Below are 16411 nucleotides of genomic sequence, written 5' to 3'. Positions count from 1 at the left end.
CCTAGCGGCGTTACGCCCGCCTAGCCGTACTACAAGGTCTGCCTTGCTGGGACAGTTTTGCGTAAGTCCTAAAATGATACAAATAGCGCTCTGTAGCCGCACTCCGAATAAATTTAAAACTATAGTCTTCTTGCCAATTTTATCTAACGATTGATAACGACTATACAAATAACCTTAGTTCATGAAGAGAATAGCCTTTACAAACGCGGCACAAACAACCTTCGGTCAACCTTAATTGAGCTTGTCCAACACCGACAACGATTTCACAAATTTATCCGCGTTCTCGAAACCAATCACGCGGCCACCAGCAAACTCCTTACCCTCGCGATTAAACAGAATAATCCCCGGTGGACCAAATAAATTGAATCGCTTGAGCATTGCCTTGTCATCGGCATTGTTCGCCGTGACATCAATTTGCAGCAAGACGATATCGGCAAAACGCGCTTTTACGCGTGGATCAACAAACGTGAATTTCTCCATTTCCTTACAAGACACGCACCAGTCCGCATAAAAATCCAGCAACGCCGTTTTACCCTGCGTTTGTGCCAGCGCCGCGTCCAATTCAGCAACCGATTTAACCCTGATGAATTCAGTGTGCGCAACTTGCTGACCGGAGATATGCACCAGCGGCGTCAACACGTCGCGTCCACCCGTGGTCACACTGACGAGCTGCAATACCCCCAACACGGCGAACACAATACCGAAGGCTTTGGCGACCCAGCGCGCCGACTTATCCCACAACAAATACGCACCGTAACCAATCCCAAGCGCAGCCCAGCAAAGCATTTGTACGACCACCGGAATCACCGGCGACACCATCCATACGGCGACGCCCAGCATCAGCACGCCGAAGAAGCGCTTGACTGACTCCATCCATGCGCCAGCACGCGGCAACAAAGCACCGGCGGAGATGCCCACCAACAATAACGGCACACTCATGCCGACGGCCATTGCGAACAACGCACTGCCACCGATGAGCACGTTACGCGTCTGGCTGATGTACACCAATGCCCCCGCTAAAGGGGCCGCTACGCAAGGTCCAACGATCAACGCCGAAATCGCACCCATCATAAATACACCGGCGAGTTTGCCCGATGACTGCTTGTCCGACACTTGCGCCAATTTGGTTTGCATCGCGCCCGGCAACTGCAATTGATAGACATTAAACATGGACAGCGCCATCAACACCATGAGCAATGCAAATGCTGACAATACCCACGGATTCTGTAACGTCGCGGCCAATCCTTCGCCTGCCAGACCTGCTGCAACGCCAAGCGCTGTGTAGACAAGCGCCATCCCGAATGCATACGTGACAGACAATAAAAATGCACGTCGGCGCTTAACCTGAGTACCTTCGCCGACAATAATTGAGGACAAAATCGGCACCATCGGCAACACGCAGGGGGTGAACGACAAACCGAGTCCTAGCAATAAAAATAACGGCATGATGACGAGGAGCCTGCCGCCTTTTAATGACGATTCGATGCGGCCAACATCAGCATAGGTAGCAACGTCGGGCGGTAAAACTGCTGGGGTGGGAACTGAAAAATTGGAGGATACCGGACCATCTGACTTGGGCGTATCGATAGCACTGCTAGCCACTTTGGCCGCAGCGATTGCACCGAGCAATCCGCCACCGCTGGTCGTACCGTCAGGCGAGAGGCTCACGCGATGCTCCATCGGCGGATAGCACAAACCGCGATCGGCGCAACCCTGTCCGGCAACAATGAGCGTAAATGCGGCATCAGCTGTAACAGGGACTCTGATGGTCACGCTACGATGATACGTTTCAACATTTTTCTCGAAAGTTTTATCGTATTTAATGATACCGGTCGGTATGATCGGCTCCCCCAATGTCGCGCCCTCTGCGCTGAAATGGAACCGCTCGCGATACATGTAGTAGCCATCTGCAATCGCATAAGTCACCTCGGCCGTTTTTGGGTTAGCCATGCGCGCTGAGAATTTAAATGCGGCTTCCGGTGCGAGATAATCCTCTTCCGCACGCGCTGAAGACATCAGTAAAACCATCAGGCTTAGCGCTATGAAAAGTATGACTCGCGGCATCTCGCCCGGTTTAAAACATTTAAACATGTAAATCCTTTTTTGTTTCAGCGCCTATCCATGTGAGATAGGCGGGTAAGCCTTGCGCAATCGGAAGGGCAATAATTTCAGGAAGATCGTATGGATGCGCAGCTTGAATACATGCTTCAAGCCCGCTATAACGCACCGTTGTGGTCTTGATCAACAAGGTCACCTCCGTCGTCTCGGTTAATGTCCCGCGCCAAATAAACACTGAGTGTATCGCGGACAGGACATTGACACAGGCCGCTAGTTTGCGTTCCACAAGTTGATCGGTTAAGAGTCTGTCGGACTTAGGGAGTCGAAGCGAAAAATGTCCTGAGCGAGGATAGATTTTGCCGGATTCGCAGTGCCAATAGCTAGCTATTGGTCAAGAAACCGGTGAAATATGGACCGCTCAGGTTATTTTGCAGCCGACTCTCCTAAGTCCGACAGACTCCCGGCACCTTTGAGGCAGGAAATTCCGGCATATTCGTCATTACCAATATTGCATTCACCATAGTCGCCTCCAAAATTCGATTCTTACAACAAACGTCGGCGGGTCAAGACTACCGCCACATAAAAGCCGATACAGCAATAAGCAACCAAGATCGCCAAATCGGTTATCGGCGTCAAAGGCCACTTTCCTAGCAACAATGGACGCACCAAATTTACTGCTGCATTCAATGGCAATACATGTGCAATTGTTTGCAACCACGGCGGCAATTGAGCAGATGGATAATAGACGCCAGACAAAAAAATCATCGGCGTTAGCACTAACGTGAAATAGTAAGTAAAGAAATCATAGCCCTTCGCCAGCGCATTGAAAACCAAACCAAGGGAACCAAAAGTCATGCCGATGAGGAACAATAATGGCAACACTAACAACGTATGCGGATGCAAGCCTATCCCCAGGCAAAACATCACAACGAGTATGGCAACGCCAGAGAAAATAGACTTAGTGGCTGCCCATAACATTTCCGCTAACACTACGTCGTCAAGCACCAACGGAGCGTTCAACAATGCATCCCAGGTTTTCTGCACGTGCATCCGTGAAAATGCCGAATAGAGCGCCTCAAAAGAAGCAGCCCACATGATCGACATGCAGATAGAACCCGATGCCAAGAAATGTATGTAGGGAATACCATCGACTTGCTTTAACAAACTGCCAAGACCGTAACCGAACGCCAGCAGCGTAATCAATGGATCGGCAATATTGCCTAAAACACTAGCAATGGCCAGCTTTTTCCAGACCAAAAAATTACGCCGCCAGATCGGCTGAAAGCGTTTCGAAAATTCAGGGAGTGCGTAGATATTCATATCAATCTCGCATTTCACGGCCAGTGAGTTTTAAAAACAAATCCTCAAGATTGGCAGGGCGATGAATGTAACGCAGCCCTTGAACACCTTGCAGTTCACGTACCAGCGCCTGCGCGTCATTGGTATAACAAAAAATAGTTTCACCGCTGATTTCGATTCGCCCTGAGCGCGCTGAATCCGCACCACCGTTGCCATTGAGCCAAGCTTTGGCGCTTTCGCCATAGATCTCCACTACCTCGGCCTCAATGTGTTCGGCGATCAACGCACGTGGGGACCCTTCAGCGATCATTTTTCCATGATCAACGACAGCCAGACGGTCACATAGGCGTTCGGCTTCATCCATAAAATGTGTTGTAAGTAAAATGGTCTTACCTTGACTCAACAATGCCTTAAGGCGCTCCCAAATCATATGCCGTGCCTGTGGATCCAGGCCTGTCGTAGGCTCATCCATAAAAATAAGATCAGGATCATTGACCAACGCCCGCGCCAATGTCAAACGTCGGCGCATACCGCCCGATAACTCATTGATTCGCGCATGCTCCTTAAGACCCAGGTTGGCAAACTCCAACAATTTAGGAATTCTGGCATTGATCACCGCGTCAGCTATCCCGAAATAACGGCCAAATACCAAAAGATTCTCCGCAACCGTGAAATCGGGATCAAGATTATCCCCTTGCGGTACAACCCCAATCCGTCGACGCGCTAAGCGAGATTCGGCGGGTATAGGGTGACCGGCCAAACAAATTTCGCCACTATCGGCCGTAGTTAAGCCTAAGCACAATCGCAAAGTGGTTGTCTTACCGGCACCGTTGGGGCCTAGCAATCCATAACATTCCCCCGCACGTAATTGGAACGACAAACCATCAATTACGACAGTTTTAGTCGCTTTACTGCCGTAGGATTTACGCAGATTGGTAACACTTAGGATAGATGAGTCCGGTATCAAAGGCATAACTTGAACACTCAGATTATTGTGCATATTTGTCGGGCCACATTGCTTTGCTTGACTTATCAATCACATACCAGCAGATGTTCACAATTAATCATCGAGAAGATTGTGAAAACATCCCAAAACAAGAATTAAATGCAAAAGAGCCAGGCTATGCCTGGCTCTCATTTTAATGCAACGCATGGTATGCGTTTTCTATTACTTATAGTAAGTATTAGTCTGCTGTAGGTACTTCAGCTTCGTCGCTGACTTCAGGACGATCCATCAATTCGATGTAAGCCATAGGCGCGTTATCACCAACACGGAAACCCATTTTCAAGATACGCAAGTAACCACCATTACGATTTGCATAACGTGGGCCGAATTCAGCAAACAATTTCAAGACCATTTCGCGGTCACGCAGACGGGCGAATGCCAAACGCTTGTTTGCCAGTGTAGGAGTCTTGCCCAATGTCAGAATCGGCTCGATTACGCGACGCAGTTCTTTAGCTTTTGGCAATGTTGTTTTAATTGCTTCGTGACGCAGCAATGAAACAGTCATATTGCGCAGCATGGCTAGACGGTGGGAAGAGGTACGATTTAATTTACGTAGGCCGTGACGATGACGCATGGTAATTCCTTTCAGTTTTGAGTTTAGGTCCAGCTCTTCGATCGATTAAGGCAATCATGCCTAGTCGCGGGCCGGTTAAGATTAATTAACAACAGTATGGTCAAAATAACCAAAGAATGGCAACAAGGGCAAGATTTTACATCGCCCCCGTTACTTACGGCAAATATTACTTTTCTAAACCGGCAGGTGGCCAGTTTTCCAACTTCATACCCAGCGTCAAGCCACGCGAAGCCAGAACTTCTTTAATTTCATTCAAAGATTTACGGCCCAGATTTGGTGTCTTCAACAGCTCGTTTTCGCTACGTTGGATCAAGTCGCCAATGTAGTAAATATTTTCTGCTTTCAGGCAATTAGCTGAACGCACTGTCAGTTCCAGATCATCGACAGGACGCAACAGGATAGGATCGACTTGCGGAGCGCGTGATGGCGCTTCAGCAGCGGCTTCAGTACCTTCGAGTGCAGCGAATACATTCAACTGATCAACCAGTACACGCGCAGATTGGCGAATTGCTTCTTCTGGTGTAATCACGCCATTGGTTTCAATGTTAATGATCAGCTTATCCAAATCCGTACGTTGTTCAACGCGAGCAGATTCGACCGAATACGAAACACGACGGACTGGTGAGAAAGATGCATCCAGAATAATACGACCGATCGTCTTGTTAGAATCTTCCGACAGACGACGAACGTTACCCGGTACATAACCGCGACCTTTTTCTACCTTGATCTGCATATCCAACTCACCACCGCCAGTCAAATGTGCGATAACGTGATCCGGATTTACAAGCTCAACGTCGTGCGGCAGATCGATATCCGATGCCAGGACTGCGCCTTCGCCGCCTTTTTTCAAAGTCAGTGTGACTTCATCACGGTTGTGCAGTTTAAAAACCACACCTTTTAAATTCAAAAGAATATCAACAACATCTTCCTGCACGCCGTCTAGAGACGAATACTCATGCACAACGCCAGCAATAGTGACTTCAGTTGGTGCGTATCCGATCATTGACGACAATAGGACACGACGCAACGCATTACCCAAAGTATGCCCATAACCACGTTCAAACGGTTCCATGACGACTTTGGCGTGACCGGCACCCAGTGCTTCTACTTCAATAATGCGTGGCTTTAACAAATTGTTTTGCATGAAATGTCCTTTTCAATACCCTCGGCTCATTACACCGATAAGGCTGATGGCATGACGAAAAAAGCCCATCCGAGGATGGGCGGGAAAAATAATTACAAATTAACGCGAGTAGAGTTCGACGATTAACGATTCGTTAACATCAGCAGCGATTTCGTTACGATCTGGCAGGGCTTTAAAAGTACCTTCCATTTTCTTCGAATCAACTGATACCCATGAAGGCATGCCGATTTGCTCAGCAAGCGACAAAGCTTCAACGATACGTACTTGCTTTTTCGATTTTTCACGAACAGCAACAACGTCACCTGCTTTAACTTGGTAAGAAGCAATATTTACAACATTGCCATTCACTGTGAACGCCTTGTGCGAGACCAATTGACGGCCTTCAGCACGCGTTGAGCCAAAACCCATACGATAAACAACATTGTCCAGACGCGCTTCCAACAGCTTCAGCAAAGTTTCGCCAGTATTACCCTTACGACGATCAGCTTCAGCAAAGTAGCGACGGAACTGACGCTCCAAGATACCGTACATACGTTTAACTTTTTGCTTTTCGCGCAATTGGTTACCGTAGTCCGAAGTACGTGCACCAGAAGTACGACCATGTTGACCCGGCTTTGAATCCAGTTTGCACTTAGAATCCAAAGAGCGACGTGCGCTTTTCAGGAACAGATCCGTGCCTTCACGGCGTGAGAGTTTTGCTTTAGGTCCAATATAACGTGCCACAATAATTCCTTTGATGAGTGACGTCTGGAAGGCATATTTAGATGCCTATCACATGACGCTAGTCTGCTTTGCCTACACACAGACAGTGGGCTTAATAACAAAACCCGCCAAGGTCATTGGCGGGTCACTTGCAAACTGCTAATCCGAAAACTAACAGCGCAATAACGACTTAGATACGACGACGCTTTGGTGGGCGGCAACCATTGTGCGGAACTGGTGTCACGTCTTGAATTTGGGTAATTTTGATACCCAAATTATTCAAGGCACGTACTGCAGATTCGCGACCTGGACCTGGGCCCTTGATACGAACTTCCAGATTCTTAACACCACATTCAACAGCGACTTTACCCGCTGCTTCAGCTGCAACCTGCGCTGCAAATGGAGTCGACTTGCGGGAGCCTTTAAAGCCAGCACCACCAGATGTCGCCCATGACAACGCGTTACCTTGACGATCGGTAATCGTGATGATGGTGTTGTTGAAGGATGCATGAATATGTGCAATACCTTCAGCAACGTTCTTTTTAACTTTTTTACGCACACGTGCTGCTGCGGCGTTATTTGGGGACTTTGCCATAATAATTTCCTTGAATCCGACTACAAATCAACGCGAAGCGAATTATTTCTTCAGCGATTGAGCGGCTTTACGCGGCCCTTTACGGGTACGTGCGTTGGTACGTGTACGCTGACCACGGCAAGGTAGACCCTTACGATGACGCATACCACGGTAACAACCAAGATCCATAAGACGCTTGATGTTCATCGACAATTCACGACGTAGATCACCTTCAACGATGAATTTTGCAATCTCATCGCGCAGCTTTTCTAACTCGCTATCGTCTAGATCTTTGACCTTTTTACTGGTAGAGATACCCGTTGCATCGCAAATTTTCTGCGAACGTGGGCGGCCAACACCATAGATAGCTGTTAAGCCAATAACGGTGTGTTGATGGTTTGGGATATTTACCCCTGCAATACGTGCCATTCGTTATTCCTCGATCAATAACGTTAATTAACCTTGGCGCTGTTTATGGCGCGGTTCCGTACAAATGACGCGGAGAACGCCTTTGCGCTTAATGATCTTACAGTTGCGGCATATCCGCTTAACTGATGCGAGCACTTTCATGGTGGCCCTCTTTCTTTCAGCTTAAGTTCTAAATACTTGTTTATTTGGTTCGGAAAACGATCCGTGCCCGGCTTAAATCATAAGGCGTCAATTCTACCGTCACCTTATCACCTGGTAATATACGAATATAATTCATTCGCATTTTTCCAGAAATATGACCGAGGACAACATGTCCATTTTCCAACTTAACTCTAAATGTAGCATTAGGAAGATTCTCAAGAATCTCGCCTTGCATCTGGATAACGTCGTCTTTTGCCATTCGGTCTATTGGTTCCTATGGGCGCTCAATCCAACTCAACGCGTAGGAATTCCGCCCTTGAAATTTGCTTTACGAAGCAGCGATTCATATTGCTGCGACATCACATAATTTTGTACTTGCGCCATGAAGTCCATGGTGACCACAACGATAATCAACAGCGACGTACCGCCGAAATAAAATGGTACTTTCCAGCGTGCAATTAAGAACTCTGGCAATAAACACACCAGTGTAATATATACAGCACCGGCAAGAGTCAAACGCATTAAAATCTTATCAATATAACGCGCAGTCTGATCACCAGGTCGTATACCCGGCACAAACGCCCCACTCTTTTTCAAGTTGTCAGCAGTTTCTTTGCTATTAAATACCAAAGCAGTATAAAAGAAGCAAAAGAATACGATAGCTACTGCATACAACAGAGCGTGAATCGGTTCGCCAGGAGCCAATGAAGCGGCAAGATCTTTCAAAAATCGCACGACAGGATTAGTAGTATCACCAGAAATAAACCAGCTGGTAATAGTTGCCGGAAACAAAATAATAGATGAAGCAAAAATTGGAGGAATAACTCCAGCCATATTTAACTTCAATGGCAAATGACTACTTTGCCCGCCATAAATTTTGTTACCAACCTGCCGCTTTGCATAATTAACAAGAATCTTGCGTTGACCACGTTCAATAAATACCACTACAAATGTAACCGCAGCAACTATCAAACAAATCAAAATTGCAGATAATGCTGCCATAGAACCTGTACGTACCAGCTCAAACAAACCACCAACAGCATTCGGTAAGCCTGCAGCAATACCAGCAAAAATGATGATAGATATCCCGTTTCCAAGACCCCGCTCAGTAATTTGCTCGCCTAACCACATCAAAAACATCGTACCGGTAACTAATGTTACAACTGTAGTGAAGCGGAAAGCTAAACCTGGATCTAGGACCAAACCAGCTTGAGACTCAAGTGCTACAGCTATACCCAACGCTTGGAAAGTTGCTAAGAGCAACGTTCCATAGCGAGTGTACTGAGTGATCTTGCGACGTCCCGACTCACCCTCTTTTTTCAAGGCCTCAAGCTGGGGCGATACAATCGACATCAGTTGCATAATGATCGAGGCCGAAATATACGGCATGATCCCTAAAGCGAACACTGTAAAACGCGATAACGCACCACCAGAGAACATATTAAACATACCCAGGATGCCACCCTGATTTTGTTTAAATAACTGTGCTAACTGTGTCGGGTCTATACCCGGCACAGGTATGTGCGCGCCAATACGATAAACAATTAGTGCTGCAAGCAAGAACCACAAACGGCCCCAAGGGAAGCCGCTAGCAGCGCTCTTTGCAAGTGGAGTAGTCGCCAATTGAAGCTCCGAATCAATAAGCCAAATTAAGCAACAGAGCCGCCAGCAGCTTCAATTGCAGCTTTTGCGCCTTTAGTAGCAATCAAGCCTTTCAATGTTACTTTTCTAGTCAGCTCACCGGACAGGATAACCCGTACTACACGTGCTAGCTCACCGATAACACCGGCTTGCTTAAGGACCAAAATATCAATCTCAGTAACTGGCAATTGCTCCAATTCGGACAAGCGAACTTCTGCTTTGAACGGAGTTGCCATTGATTTGAAACCTCGCTTAGGCAATCGACGCTGCAAAGGCATTTGACCGCCTTCGAAGCCGACTTTATGAAAACCGCCCGAACGCGATTTTTGACCTTTGTGACCACGACCAGCGGTTTTACCGATGCCCGAGCCGATACCACGACCAACACGACGTTTGTAATGTTTAGCGCCGTCTGCTGGCTGGATAGTATTCAATTCCATAATTTGCTCCGTTCGTATGCCTAAGCTTACGAAACTACTTTCACAAGATAGGACACTTTATTGATCATTCCACGCACGGACGGGGTGTCTTGTAATTCAGAGATTGAATTAACGCGACGCAACCCCAGACCACGAACAGTCGCACGGTGAGTTTCACGCGTGCCGATCAAACCTTTGATCAATTGTACTTTTACAGTCTTTATCATCATGATCACCTTAGCCTAAAATGTCTTCAACGGACTTGCCACGCTTAGCAGCAATTTCCGACGCAGTGTTCATTTTTGCCAAGCCGTTCAATGTAGCGCGAACCAAGTTGTAAGGATTAGTGGAACCATTCGACTTCGCAACAACGTTGGTTACACCCATCACTTCAAAAATTGCACGCATAGGACCGCCTGCAATAACACCAGTACCTTCTTTAGCAGGAGCCATCAACACTGATGATGCACCATGCTTGCCGGTCAAAGTGTGTTGCAAAGTACCGTTTTTCAACGTCACCTTGATCATCTTACGACGGGCTTCTTCCATAGCCTTCTGTACTGCAACAGGCACTTCTTTCGACTTGCCCTTGCCCATGCCAATACGGCCATCGCCGTCACCAACAACAGCTAATGCTGCAAAACCCATGATACGACCACCCTTAACCACTTTGGTTACACGGTTGACCGCAATCATTTTTTCGCGCATGCCATCATCCGGCTTATCGCTTTGCATTTTCGATTGCATTTTTGCCATGACGATTTTCCCTTAGAACTTCAGACCAGCTTCACGTGCGGCATCTGCCAACACCTTGACGCGGCCATGATAACGGAAACCGGAGCGATCAAACGCAACCTCGGTAACCCCTGCTTTCAATGCCTTCTCAGCTACACGCTTACCAACCAGCGATGCAGCAGAAGTGTTTCCACCTTTGCCGGACTGACCAGCCAACTCTTGACGCACTTCAGCTTCTAGTGTAGAGGCGGAAGCCAACACCTTAGCGTCAGGGCCAATAATACTGGCATAGATGTGCAAGTTGGTACGATGCACTGCCAGGCGTGTCACCTTTAACTCTGCGATCTTGGCACGCGTTTGGCGTGAACGGCGCAGACGTGATTGTTTCTTATCCATCGTCAACCCCTATTACTTCTTCTTAGTTTCTTTAAGGATTACCACTTCGTCCGAGTAACGAACGCCCTTGCCTTTATATGGCTCAGGTTTGCGGTAAGCACGAACTTCGGCAGCAATCTGACCAACACGTTGCTTGTCGATACCCTTAATCAGGATCTCAGTTTGCGTCGGTGTTTCACACTTCACGCCTTCAGGCATTTGGTGTGCAACTGGGTGCGAAAAGCCGAGTGACAAATTTAATTTATCGCCTTGTGCTTGTGCACGAAAGCCAACGCCTACCAAAAGCAGCTTACGCTCGAAACCTTTGGTTACACCGGTGACCATGTTGTTGACCAGAGCACGTAATGTACCTGACATCGCATTGGCTTCACGGCTATCGTTAGCAGCAGCAAAATTAAGCGTGCCGTTATTGTTTTCAATAGTCACCAGGCCACTAAGAGACTGGAACAATGTGCCCAATGGGCCTTTTACTACGATCTGCTCTGCAGAGATGGTCGCTTCAGCGCCAGCTGGCAGAACAATTGGCATTTTACCTACACGTGACATGTTGGGCTCCTTAGGCGACGTAGCAAATAACTTCGCCACCGACACCGGTTGCGCGCGCTTTGCGATCCGTCATGACACCTTGAGGTGTCGAAATGATCGCCACACCCAAACCGTTCATCACGTTAGGAATATCATCTTTGCCTTTATATACACGTAATCCTGGACGGGATACGCGCTCAATGCGCTCGATGACTGGACGGCCGGCATAATACTTCAAACCGATTTTCAATTCTGCTTTGCCACCTTCTTCGGCAACGACAAAATCTTCTATGTAACCCTCGTCCTTAAGGACGTTAGCAATCGCAATTTTAACCTTCGACGATGGCATAGCCACGGCGGTTTTTTGAACTACTTGCGCATTGCGGATACGGGTCAGCATATCGGCGATAGGATCGCTCATACTCATTGCATATTCTCCTATTACCAGCTTGCTTTAGTCATACCCGGAATCTCACCACGCATGGCGATTTCACGGAGCTTAATACGGCCCAGACCGAACTTGCGGAAAGTGCCACGTGGACGACCAGTCAAGGCGCAACGGTTACGTTGACGTGTCGGATTCGAGTTACGTGGCAACGCTTGTAATTTCAAGCGAGCTTCGTAGCGCTCTTCTTCCGACTTCGATTGGTCATCAATGATTGCCTTTAACTCAGCGCGTTTACCGGAAAATTTCTTTACCAGGTCTGCACGCTTTTGTTCACGGTTAATCAGTGCCAGTTTTGCCATGGCAACCTCAGTTTCTGAACGGAAATTTAAATGCGGCGAGAAGCGATTTTGCTTCATCGTCGGTCTTTGCAGTCGTCGTGATACTGATATTCAGACCACGCAACACATCAATCTTGTCGTATTCAATTTCGGGAAAAATGATTTGCTCTTTCACACCGATATTGTAATTGCCACGACCGTCAAATGCACGACCAGATACACCTCGGAAGTCACGGACACGCGGTAACGCGACAGTAACCAAGCGATCCAAAAATTCGTACATATGAGCGCCACGCAGGGTGACCATACAACCAATCGGATAGCCTTCACGAATTTTAAAACCCGCAATTGCTTTACGCGCCTTGGTTACGACTGGCTTTTGGCCAGCAATCTTGGTCAAATCACCAACTGCGTGCTCAATGATTTTTTTGTCAGCTATAGCTTCGGATAAACCCATGTTGAGGGTAATCTTCAGAATACGCGGAACTTCCATTGCTGACTTGTAGGAATACTTCGCTACCAGATCAGCAACAACTTTTTCTTTATAAAACTCTTGGAGACGGGCCATGATCTCTTAAACCTTAACAACTTCGCCGTTGGACTTGAAAACGCGAACTTTTTTACCGTCCACGTCTTTAAAACCAACGCGATCTGCCTTGCCAGTTGCTGCATTAAACAATGCAACATTTGACACATGAATTGGCATCAACTTATCAACGATGCCACCAGTTTCACCAGTCATCGGATTTGGTTTAGTTGCTTTTTTAGCAATATTAATACCATCTACGACAACAAAGTTAGCATCAACGCGTTGCTTTACAACCCCGCGCTTGCCCTTGTCTTTACCAGTCAGGACGATTACTTCGTCACTTTTCCGAATCTTATCCATCTCGACTCCTTACAGCACTTCAGGCGCGAGTGACACAATCTTCATGAAGCGCTCTGTGCGCAATTCACGAGTGACTGGTCCAAAAATACGCGTACCAATTGGCTCCAGCTTTGCATTAAGCAATACAGCTGCGTTACCATCAAACTTAACCAACGAACCATCCGGGCGACGCACACCTTTAGCGGTGCGAACAACCACGGCGTTGTAGATCTCGCCTTTTTTAACACGGCCACGCGGCGCTGCAACTTTAACAGTTACCTTGATTACATCGCCAATACTTGCGTAACGACGCTTGGAACCACCCAGAACCTTGATGCACATAACTTCGCGCGCACCAGTATTGTCAGCTACTTCGAGCCGGCTTTCCGTTTGAATCATAATATTTTCTTTCCCAACTTAACTCGCGGCCGCACTATGCGGATTTACGGTCAGTCTTGGTCCCGTCAGAAACGCCTAGAAAAGCGTACTGCTTGGGTGGACGACTTCCAAAACTTCTTGCCAATTCTTTTCGTTCTTATTGAGGACCAACAAGAGCGAAGCCAAGCATTATTACACTAAAATGCTTGGCTCGCAACAATTACTTATAAAACTTGTCCAACCTGTACAACGCGCGTCACACTCCAAGCTTTAGTCTTAGAGATAGGACGACCTTCCTGAATCTCAACTACGTCTCCTTCCTTGCACTGGTTGGTTTCATCATGTGCATGGTACTTGTTAGTACGTATGATGATTTTGCCATACAGTGGATGCTTGACGTGGCGCTCGATCAGGACAGTTACAGTCTTATCCATTTTATCAGATACGACCTTACCAACTAGGGTGCGCTTCAGCGGTGTTTTTACTTCATCATTCATGACTGGGCGCCCTTCGAGTTGATGACGGTCTTTACCCGTGCTATATCGCGACGAACTTTCTTCAATTGCGACGTATTGTTAAGTTGCTGAGTACCGATTTGCATACGAAGACTAAACTGCGCCTTCAACAATTCTTTCAGCTCTTTGGCCAATGCCGCTTGATCTTTGTCGCGGAGTTCAGATGCTTTCATGATTCACTCCAATTATTGGCCAACTTGACGCACGACAAACGTGGTCAATAGCGGCAATTTAGCTGCAGCCAAACGGAACGCTTCACGTGCGATTACTTCTTCGACGCCATCCATCTCGTATAGCACCTTACCTGGCTGAATCTCAGCCACGTAGTACTCAGGATTACCCTTACCGTTACCCATGCGGACTTCGGCAGGCTTTTGTGAAATCGGTTTATCTGGGAAAATACGAATCCAGATCCGACCACCCCGTTTGATATGACGTGTCATTGCACGACGTGCAGCTTCGATCTGACGTGCCGTAATACGACCACGGCCAATCGCCTTCAGACCAAATTCGCCAAACGACACGGAAGTACCGCGCGAATGTGAAATGCCCTTGTTGCGACCTTTTTGCTCTTTACGAAATTTTCTGCGTGCTGGTTGCAGCATGGTTATTCTCCTGCTTTCTCAGCCGGCGCAACAGCAGCACCTTCAGCAGCACCATCCGGCTTTTTGGCACGGGCCGGGCGCGCAACTGCCGCGCCTGGTCCTGCTGCCGTTGTAGTTTTAGGACGTGGACGGCTAGACGGCTTACCATCATCACGACGTGGGCCACGACGCTTTTTATCATCGTCATTAGGGATATCAACTACTGGAGTTTCACCGTTAGGCAAACGATCACCCTTGTAAACCCAAACCTTGATACCAATGATCCCGTACGTGGTTTCAGCTTCACTAGTACCATAATCAATATCAGCGCGCAGAGTGTGCAGTGGTACACGACCTTCGCGATACCATTCAGTACGAGCAATCTCAATACCATTGAGACGACCAGCTGACATGATCTTGATTCCTTGCGCACCAAGACGCATTGCATTCTGCATTGCACGCTTCATCGCGCGGCGGAACATAATGCGCTTTTCGAGCTGCTGAGCAATCGAATCAGCAATCAGTTGTGCATCAGTTTCAGGCTTACGAATTTCTTCGATATTAACGTGAACTGGCACACCCATCAATTTAGTCAGCGCTGACTTCAAAACTTCGATGTCCTCGCCTTTTTTACCGATAACAACACCTGGACGTGAGCTGTAGATTGTGATACGGGCGTTCTTTGCAGGACGCTCGATGACAACACGGCCAACGGAGGCATTCTTCAGTTTTTTCTTCAGATATGCGCGTACTTTCAGGTCTTCATTGAGCATAGTGGCAAAATTACTATTGCCAGCATACCAGCGCGAACCCCAGTTACGCGTGACCGAAAGTCGAAAACCGGTTGGATGAATCTTCTGTCCCATCGTGACTCCTTAGTTTCCGACAGTCACGTAAATGTGACAGGATTGCTTCGAGATACGATCACCACGGCCTTTTGCACGCGCTGTAAAGCGCTTCAGGACCGAACCTTTTTCGACATAAATCGTCGTGATTTTCAGTTCGTCGATATCTGCACCATCGTTATGTTCGGCGTTCGCAATTGCGGACTCCAGAACACGTTTGATGATAGCAGCGCCCTTCTTTGGACTGAATGCCAAAATGTGAAGAGCCTGATCAACTTTTTTGCCGCGAATCAGGTCTGCGACCAGACGGCCCTTTTGGGCCGACAGACGCACACCGCGGAGGGTAGCTTTAGTTTCCATATCGGACCTTATCTCTTAGCCTTTTTATCGGCGGCATGACCTTTAAACGTACGGGTCAAAGCGAATTCGCCGAGTTTGTGACCGACCATATTTTCGGAAACATATACCGGGACGTGTTGTTTACCGTTATGCACAGCAATCGTCAAACCGATAAAATCCGGCATGATAGTTGAACGACGCGACCAAGTTTTAATTGGCTTTTTGTCTTTGATTGCCTGAGCAGCCTCAACTTTTTTCACCAGATGAGCGTCGCAGAACGGCCCTTTTTTCAATGAACGTGTCATGTGTTACCCCTTATTTCTTGCCACGGCGCGAGACGATCATTGAAGTAGTACGCTTGTTACGGCGTGTCTTCTTCCCTTTTGTCTGCTGACCCCATGGCGAAACTGGATGACGACCAGCTGCGGTCTTACCTTCACCACCACCGTGAGGATGGTCGACTGGATTCATTACCACACCGCGGACGGTAGGACGAACACCACGCCAACGCAT

The 16411-nt window shown here is 47.7% G+C and carries 28 protein-coding genes and 1 pseudogene; all 29 read right to left on the bottom strand.

All coding sequences use genetic code 11. The features are described from left to right. Positions 1-231 precede the first annotated feature (231 nt). Entirely contained in the window at positions 232-2016 is a 1785-nt protein-coding gene (dsbD, locus tag ACVBEF_RS08635) for a protein-disulfide reductase DsbD (protein WP_447123529.1), read from the bottom strand. A 67-nt stretch (positions 2017-2083) separates the two neighbouring features. Further along, on the bottom strand, positions 2084-2413 hold the full coding sequence (gene cutA / locus ACVBEF_RS08630; RefSeq protein WP_447123558.1) for a divalent-cation tolerance protein CutA: 330 nt from the start codon (positions 2411-2413) through the stop codon (positions 2084-2086). 188 nt (positions 2414-2601) lie between these two features. Further along, entirely contained in the window at positions 2602-3378 is a 777-nt protein-coding gene (locus ACVBEF_RS08625; RefSeq protein WP_447123528.1) for an ABC transporter permease, read from the bottom strand. A gap of 1 nt (position 3379) precedes the next feature. Further along, entirely contained in the window at positions 3380-4330 is a 951-nt protein-coding gene (locus ACVBEF_RS08620; RefSeq protein ID WP_447123527.1) for an ATP-binding cassette domain-containing protein, read from the bottom strand. A gap of 211 nt (positions 4331-4541) precedes the next feature. Next, positions 4542-4937 (bottom strand): 50S ribosomal protein L17, encoded by a 396-nt coding sequence (gene rplQ, locus ACVBEF_RS08615; protein ID WP_447123526.1) that lies wholly within the window; start codon positions 4935-4937, stop codon positions 4542-4544. Between the two features lie 166 nt (positions 4938-5103). Further along, on the bottom strand, positions 5104-6081 hold the full coding sequence (locus ACVBEF_RS08610) for a DNA-directed RNA polymerase subunit alpha (protein ID WP_447123525.1): 978 nt from the start codon (positions 6079-6081) through the stop codon (positions 5104-5106). 99 nt (positions 6082-6180) lie between these two features. Further along, positions 6181-6804: a 30S ribosomal protein S4 gene (gene rpsD, locus ACVBEF_RS08605; protein WP_447123524.1), complete on the bottom strand. Its 624-nt coding sequence runs from the start codon at positions 6802-6804 to the stop codon at positions 6181-6183. Positions 6805-6973: 169 nt separating this feature from the next. Then, positions 6974-7378 (bottom strand): 30S ribosomal protein S11, encoded by a 405-nt coding sequence (gene rpsK / locus ACVBEF_RS08600; protein WP_014004417.1) that lies wholly within the window; start codon positions 7376-7378, stop codon positions 6974-6976. Between the two features lie 42 nt (positions 7379-7420). Then, the gene (gene rpsM / locus ACVBEF_RS08595; RefSeq protein ID WP_108441471.1) at positions 7421-7786 is read right to left on the bottom strand and encodes a 30S ribosomal protein S13; all 366 of its coding nucleotides are present in this window, start codon (positions 7784-7786) and stop codon (positions 7421-7423) included. A 27-nt stretch (positions 7787-7813) separates the two neighbouring features. After that, positions 7814-7927 carry a 50S ribosomal protein L36 gene (gene rpmJ, locus ACVBEF_RS08590; RefSeq protein WP_108441472.1) on the bottom strand — a complete coding sequence of 38 codons (114 nt, stop codon included), beginning with the start codon at positions 7925-7927 and terminating at the stop codon, positions 7814-7816. A 40-nt stretch (positions 7928-7967) separates the two neighbouring features. Then, positions 7968-8186, bottom strand: coding sequence for a translation initiation factor IF-1 (infA, locus tag ACVBEF_RS08585; RefSeq protein ID WP_005663428.1), 219 nt, complete (start codon positions 8184-8186; stop codon positions 7968-7970). Positions 8187-8221: 35 nt separating this feature from the next. Then, positions 8222-9550 carry a preprotein translocase subunit SecY gene (gene secY, locus ACVBEF_RS08580; RefSeq protein ID WP_447123523.1) on the bottom strand — a complete coding sequence of 443 codons (1329 nt, stop codon included), beginning with the start codon at positions 9548-9550 and terminating at the stop codon, positions 8222-8224. 26 nt (positions 9551-9576) lie between these two features. Beyond that, entirely contained in the window at positions 9577-10008 is a 432-nt protein-coding gene (gene rplO, locus ACVBEF_RS08575; RefSeq protein WP_447123522.1) for a 50S ribosomal protein L15, read from the bottom strand. A gap of 26 nt (positions 10009-10034) precedes the next feature. After that, positions 10035-10217: a 50S ribosomal protein L30 gene (rpmD, locus tag ACVBEF_RS08570; RefSeq protein ID WP_447123521.1), complete on the bottom strand. Its 183-nt coding sequence runs from the start codon at positions 10215-10217 to the stop codon at positions 10035-10037. Positions 10218-10224: 7 nt separating this feature from the next. Beyond that, positions 10225-10743 carry a 30S ribosomal protein S5 gene (gene rpsE, locus ACVBEF_RS08565; RefSeq protein ID WP_447123520.1) on the bottom strand — a complete coding sequence of 173 codons (519 nt, stop codon included), beginning with the start codon at positions 10741-10743 and terminating at the stop codon, positions 10225-10227. Positions 10744-10755: 12 nt separating this feature from the next. Then, on the bottom strand, positions 10756-11118 hold the full coding sequence (rplR, locus tag ACVBEF_RS08560; RefSeq protein WP_108441477.1) for a 50S ribosomal protein L18: 363 nt from the start codon (positions 11116-11118) through the stop codon (positions 10756-10758). Between the two features lie 12 nt (positions 11119-11130). Next, positions 11131-11664 (bottom strand): 50S ribosomal protein L6, encoded by a 534-nt coding sequence (rplF, locus tag ACVBEF_RS08555; RefSeq protein ID WP_447123519.1) that lies wholly within the window; start codon positions 11662-11664, stop codon positions 11131-11133. 10 nt (positions 11665-11674) lie between these two features. Then, positions 11675-12070 (bottom strand): 30S ribosomal protein S8, encoded by a 396-nt coding sequence (rpsH, locus tag ACVBEF_RS08550; protein WP_447123518.1) that lies wholly within the window; start codon positions 12068-12070, stop codon positions 11675-11677. Positions 12071-12084: 14 nt separating this feature from the next. Next, positions 12085-12390, bottom strand: coding sequence for a 30S ribosomal protein S14 (gene rpsN, locus ACVBEF_RS08545; RefSeq protein WP_447123517.1), 306 nt, complete (start codon positions 12388-12390; stop codon positions 12085-12087). 7 nt (positions 12391-12397) lie between these two features. Then, positions 12398-12937, bottom strand: coding sequence for a 50S ribosomal protein L5 (rplE, locus tag ACVBEF_RS08540; protein WP_447123516.1), 540 nt, complete (start codon positions 12935-12937; stop codon positions 12398-12400). Positions 12938-12943: 6 nt separating this feature from the next. Then, positions 12944-13258, bottom strand: a complete 315-nt coding sequence (gene rplX / locus ACVBEF_RS08535) for a 50S ribosomal protein L24 (protein ID WP_447123515.1) — start codon at positions 13256-13258, stop codon at positions 12944-12946. A 9-nt stretch (positions 13259-13267) separates the two neighbouring features. Further along, positions 13268-13636, bottom strand: coding sequence for a 50S ribosomal protein L14 (gene rplN, locus ACVBEF_RS08530; RefSeq protein ID WP_108441483.1), 369 nt, complete (start codon positions 13634-13636; stop codon positions 13268-13270). A gap of 203 nt (positions 13637-13839) precedes the next feature. Beyond that, on the bottom strand, positions 13840-14112 hold the full coding sequence (rpsQ, locus tag ACVBEF_RS08525) for a 30S ribosomal protein S17 (RefSeq protein ID WP_447123514.1): 273 nt from the start codon (positions 14110-14112) through the stop codon (positions 13840-13842). Then, positions 14109-14303, bottom strand: a complete 195-nt coding sequence (rpmC, locus tag ACVBEF_RS08520; RefSeq protein ID WP_447123513.1) for a 50S ribosomal protein L29 — start codon at positions 14301-14303, stop codon at positions 14109-14111. The genes rpsQ and rpmC overlap by 4 nt, the downstream gene beginning before the upstream one ends. Positions 14304-14315: 12 nt before the next feature. After that, a complete protein-coding gene (gene rplP, locus ACVBEF_RS08515; protein ID WP_447123512.1) occupies positions 14316-14735 on the bottom strand; it encodes a 50S ribosomal protein L16 in 420 nt (139 codons plus the stop codon). Between the two features lie 2 nt (positions 14736-14737). After that, a complete protein-coding gene (gene rpsC / locus ACVBEF_RS08510; RefSeq protein ID WP_447123511.1) occupies positions 14738-15580 on the bottom strand; it encodes a 30S ribosomal protein S3 in 843 nt (280 codons plus the stop codon). A 9-nt stretch (positions 15581-15589) separates the two neighbouring features. Beyond that, complete coding sequence (gene rplV, locus ACVBEF_RS08505) at positions 15590-15919, bottom strand: 50S ribosomal protein L22 (protein ID WP_447123510.1); 330 nt, start codon at positions 15917-15919, stop codon at positions 15590-15592. 8 nt (positions 15920-15927) lie between these two features. Then, on the bottom strand, positions 15928-16203 hold the full coding sequence (gene rpsS / locus ACVBEF_RS08500) for a 30S ribosomal protein S19 (protein ID WP_108441488.1): 276 nt from the start codon (positions 16201-16203) through the stop codon (positions 15928-15930). A 10-nt stretch (positions 16204-16213) separates the two neighbouring features. Continuing rightward, positions 16214-16411, bottom strand: a pseudogene (locus tag ACVBEF_RS08495) (50S ribosomal protein L2); the annotation flags it as partial.

It is taken from the genome of Glaciimonas sp. GG7, assembly GCF_052976905.1.
This window is presented reverse-complemented; position numbering and strand designations above follow the sequence as displayed.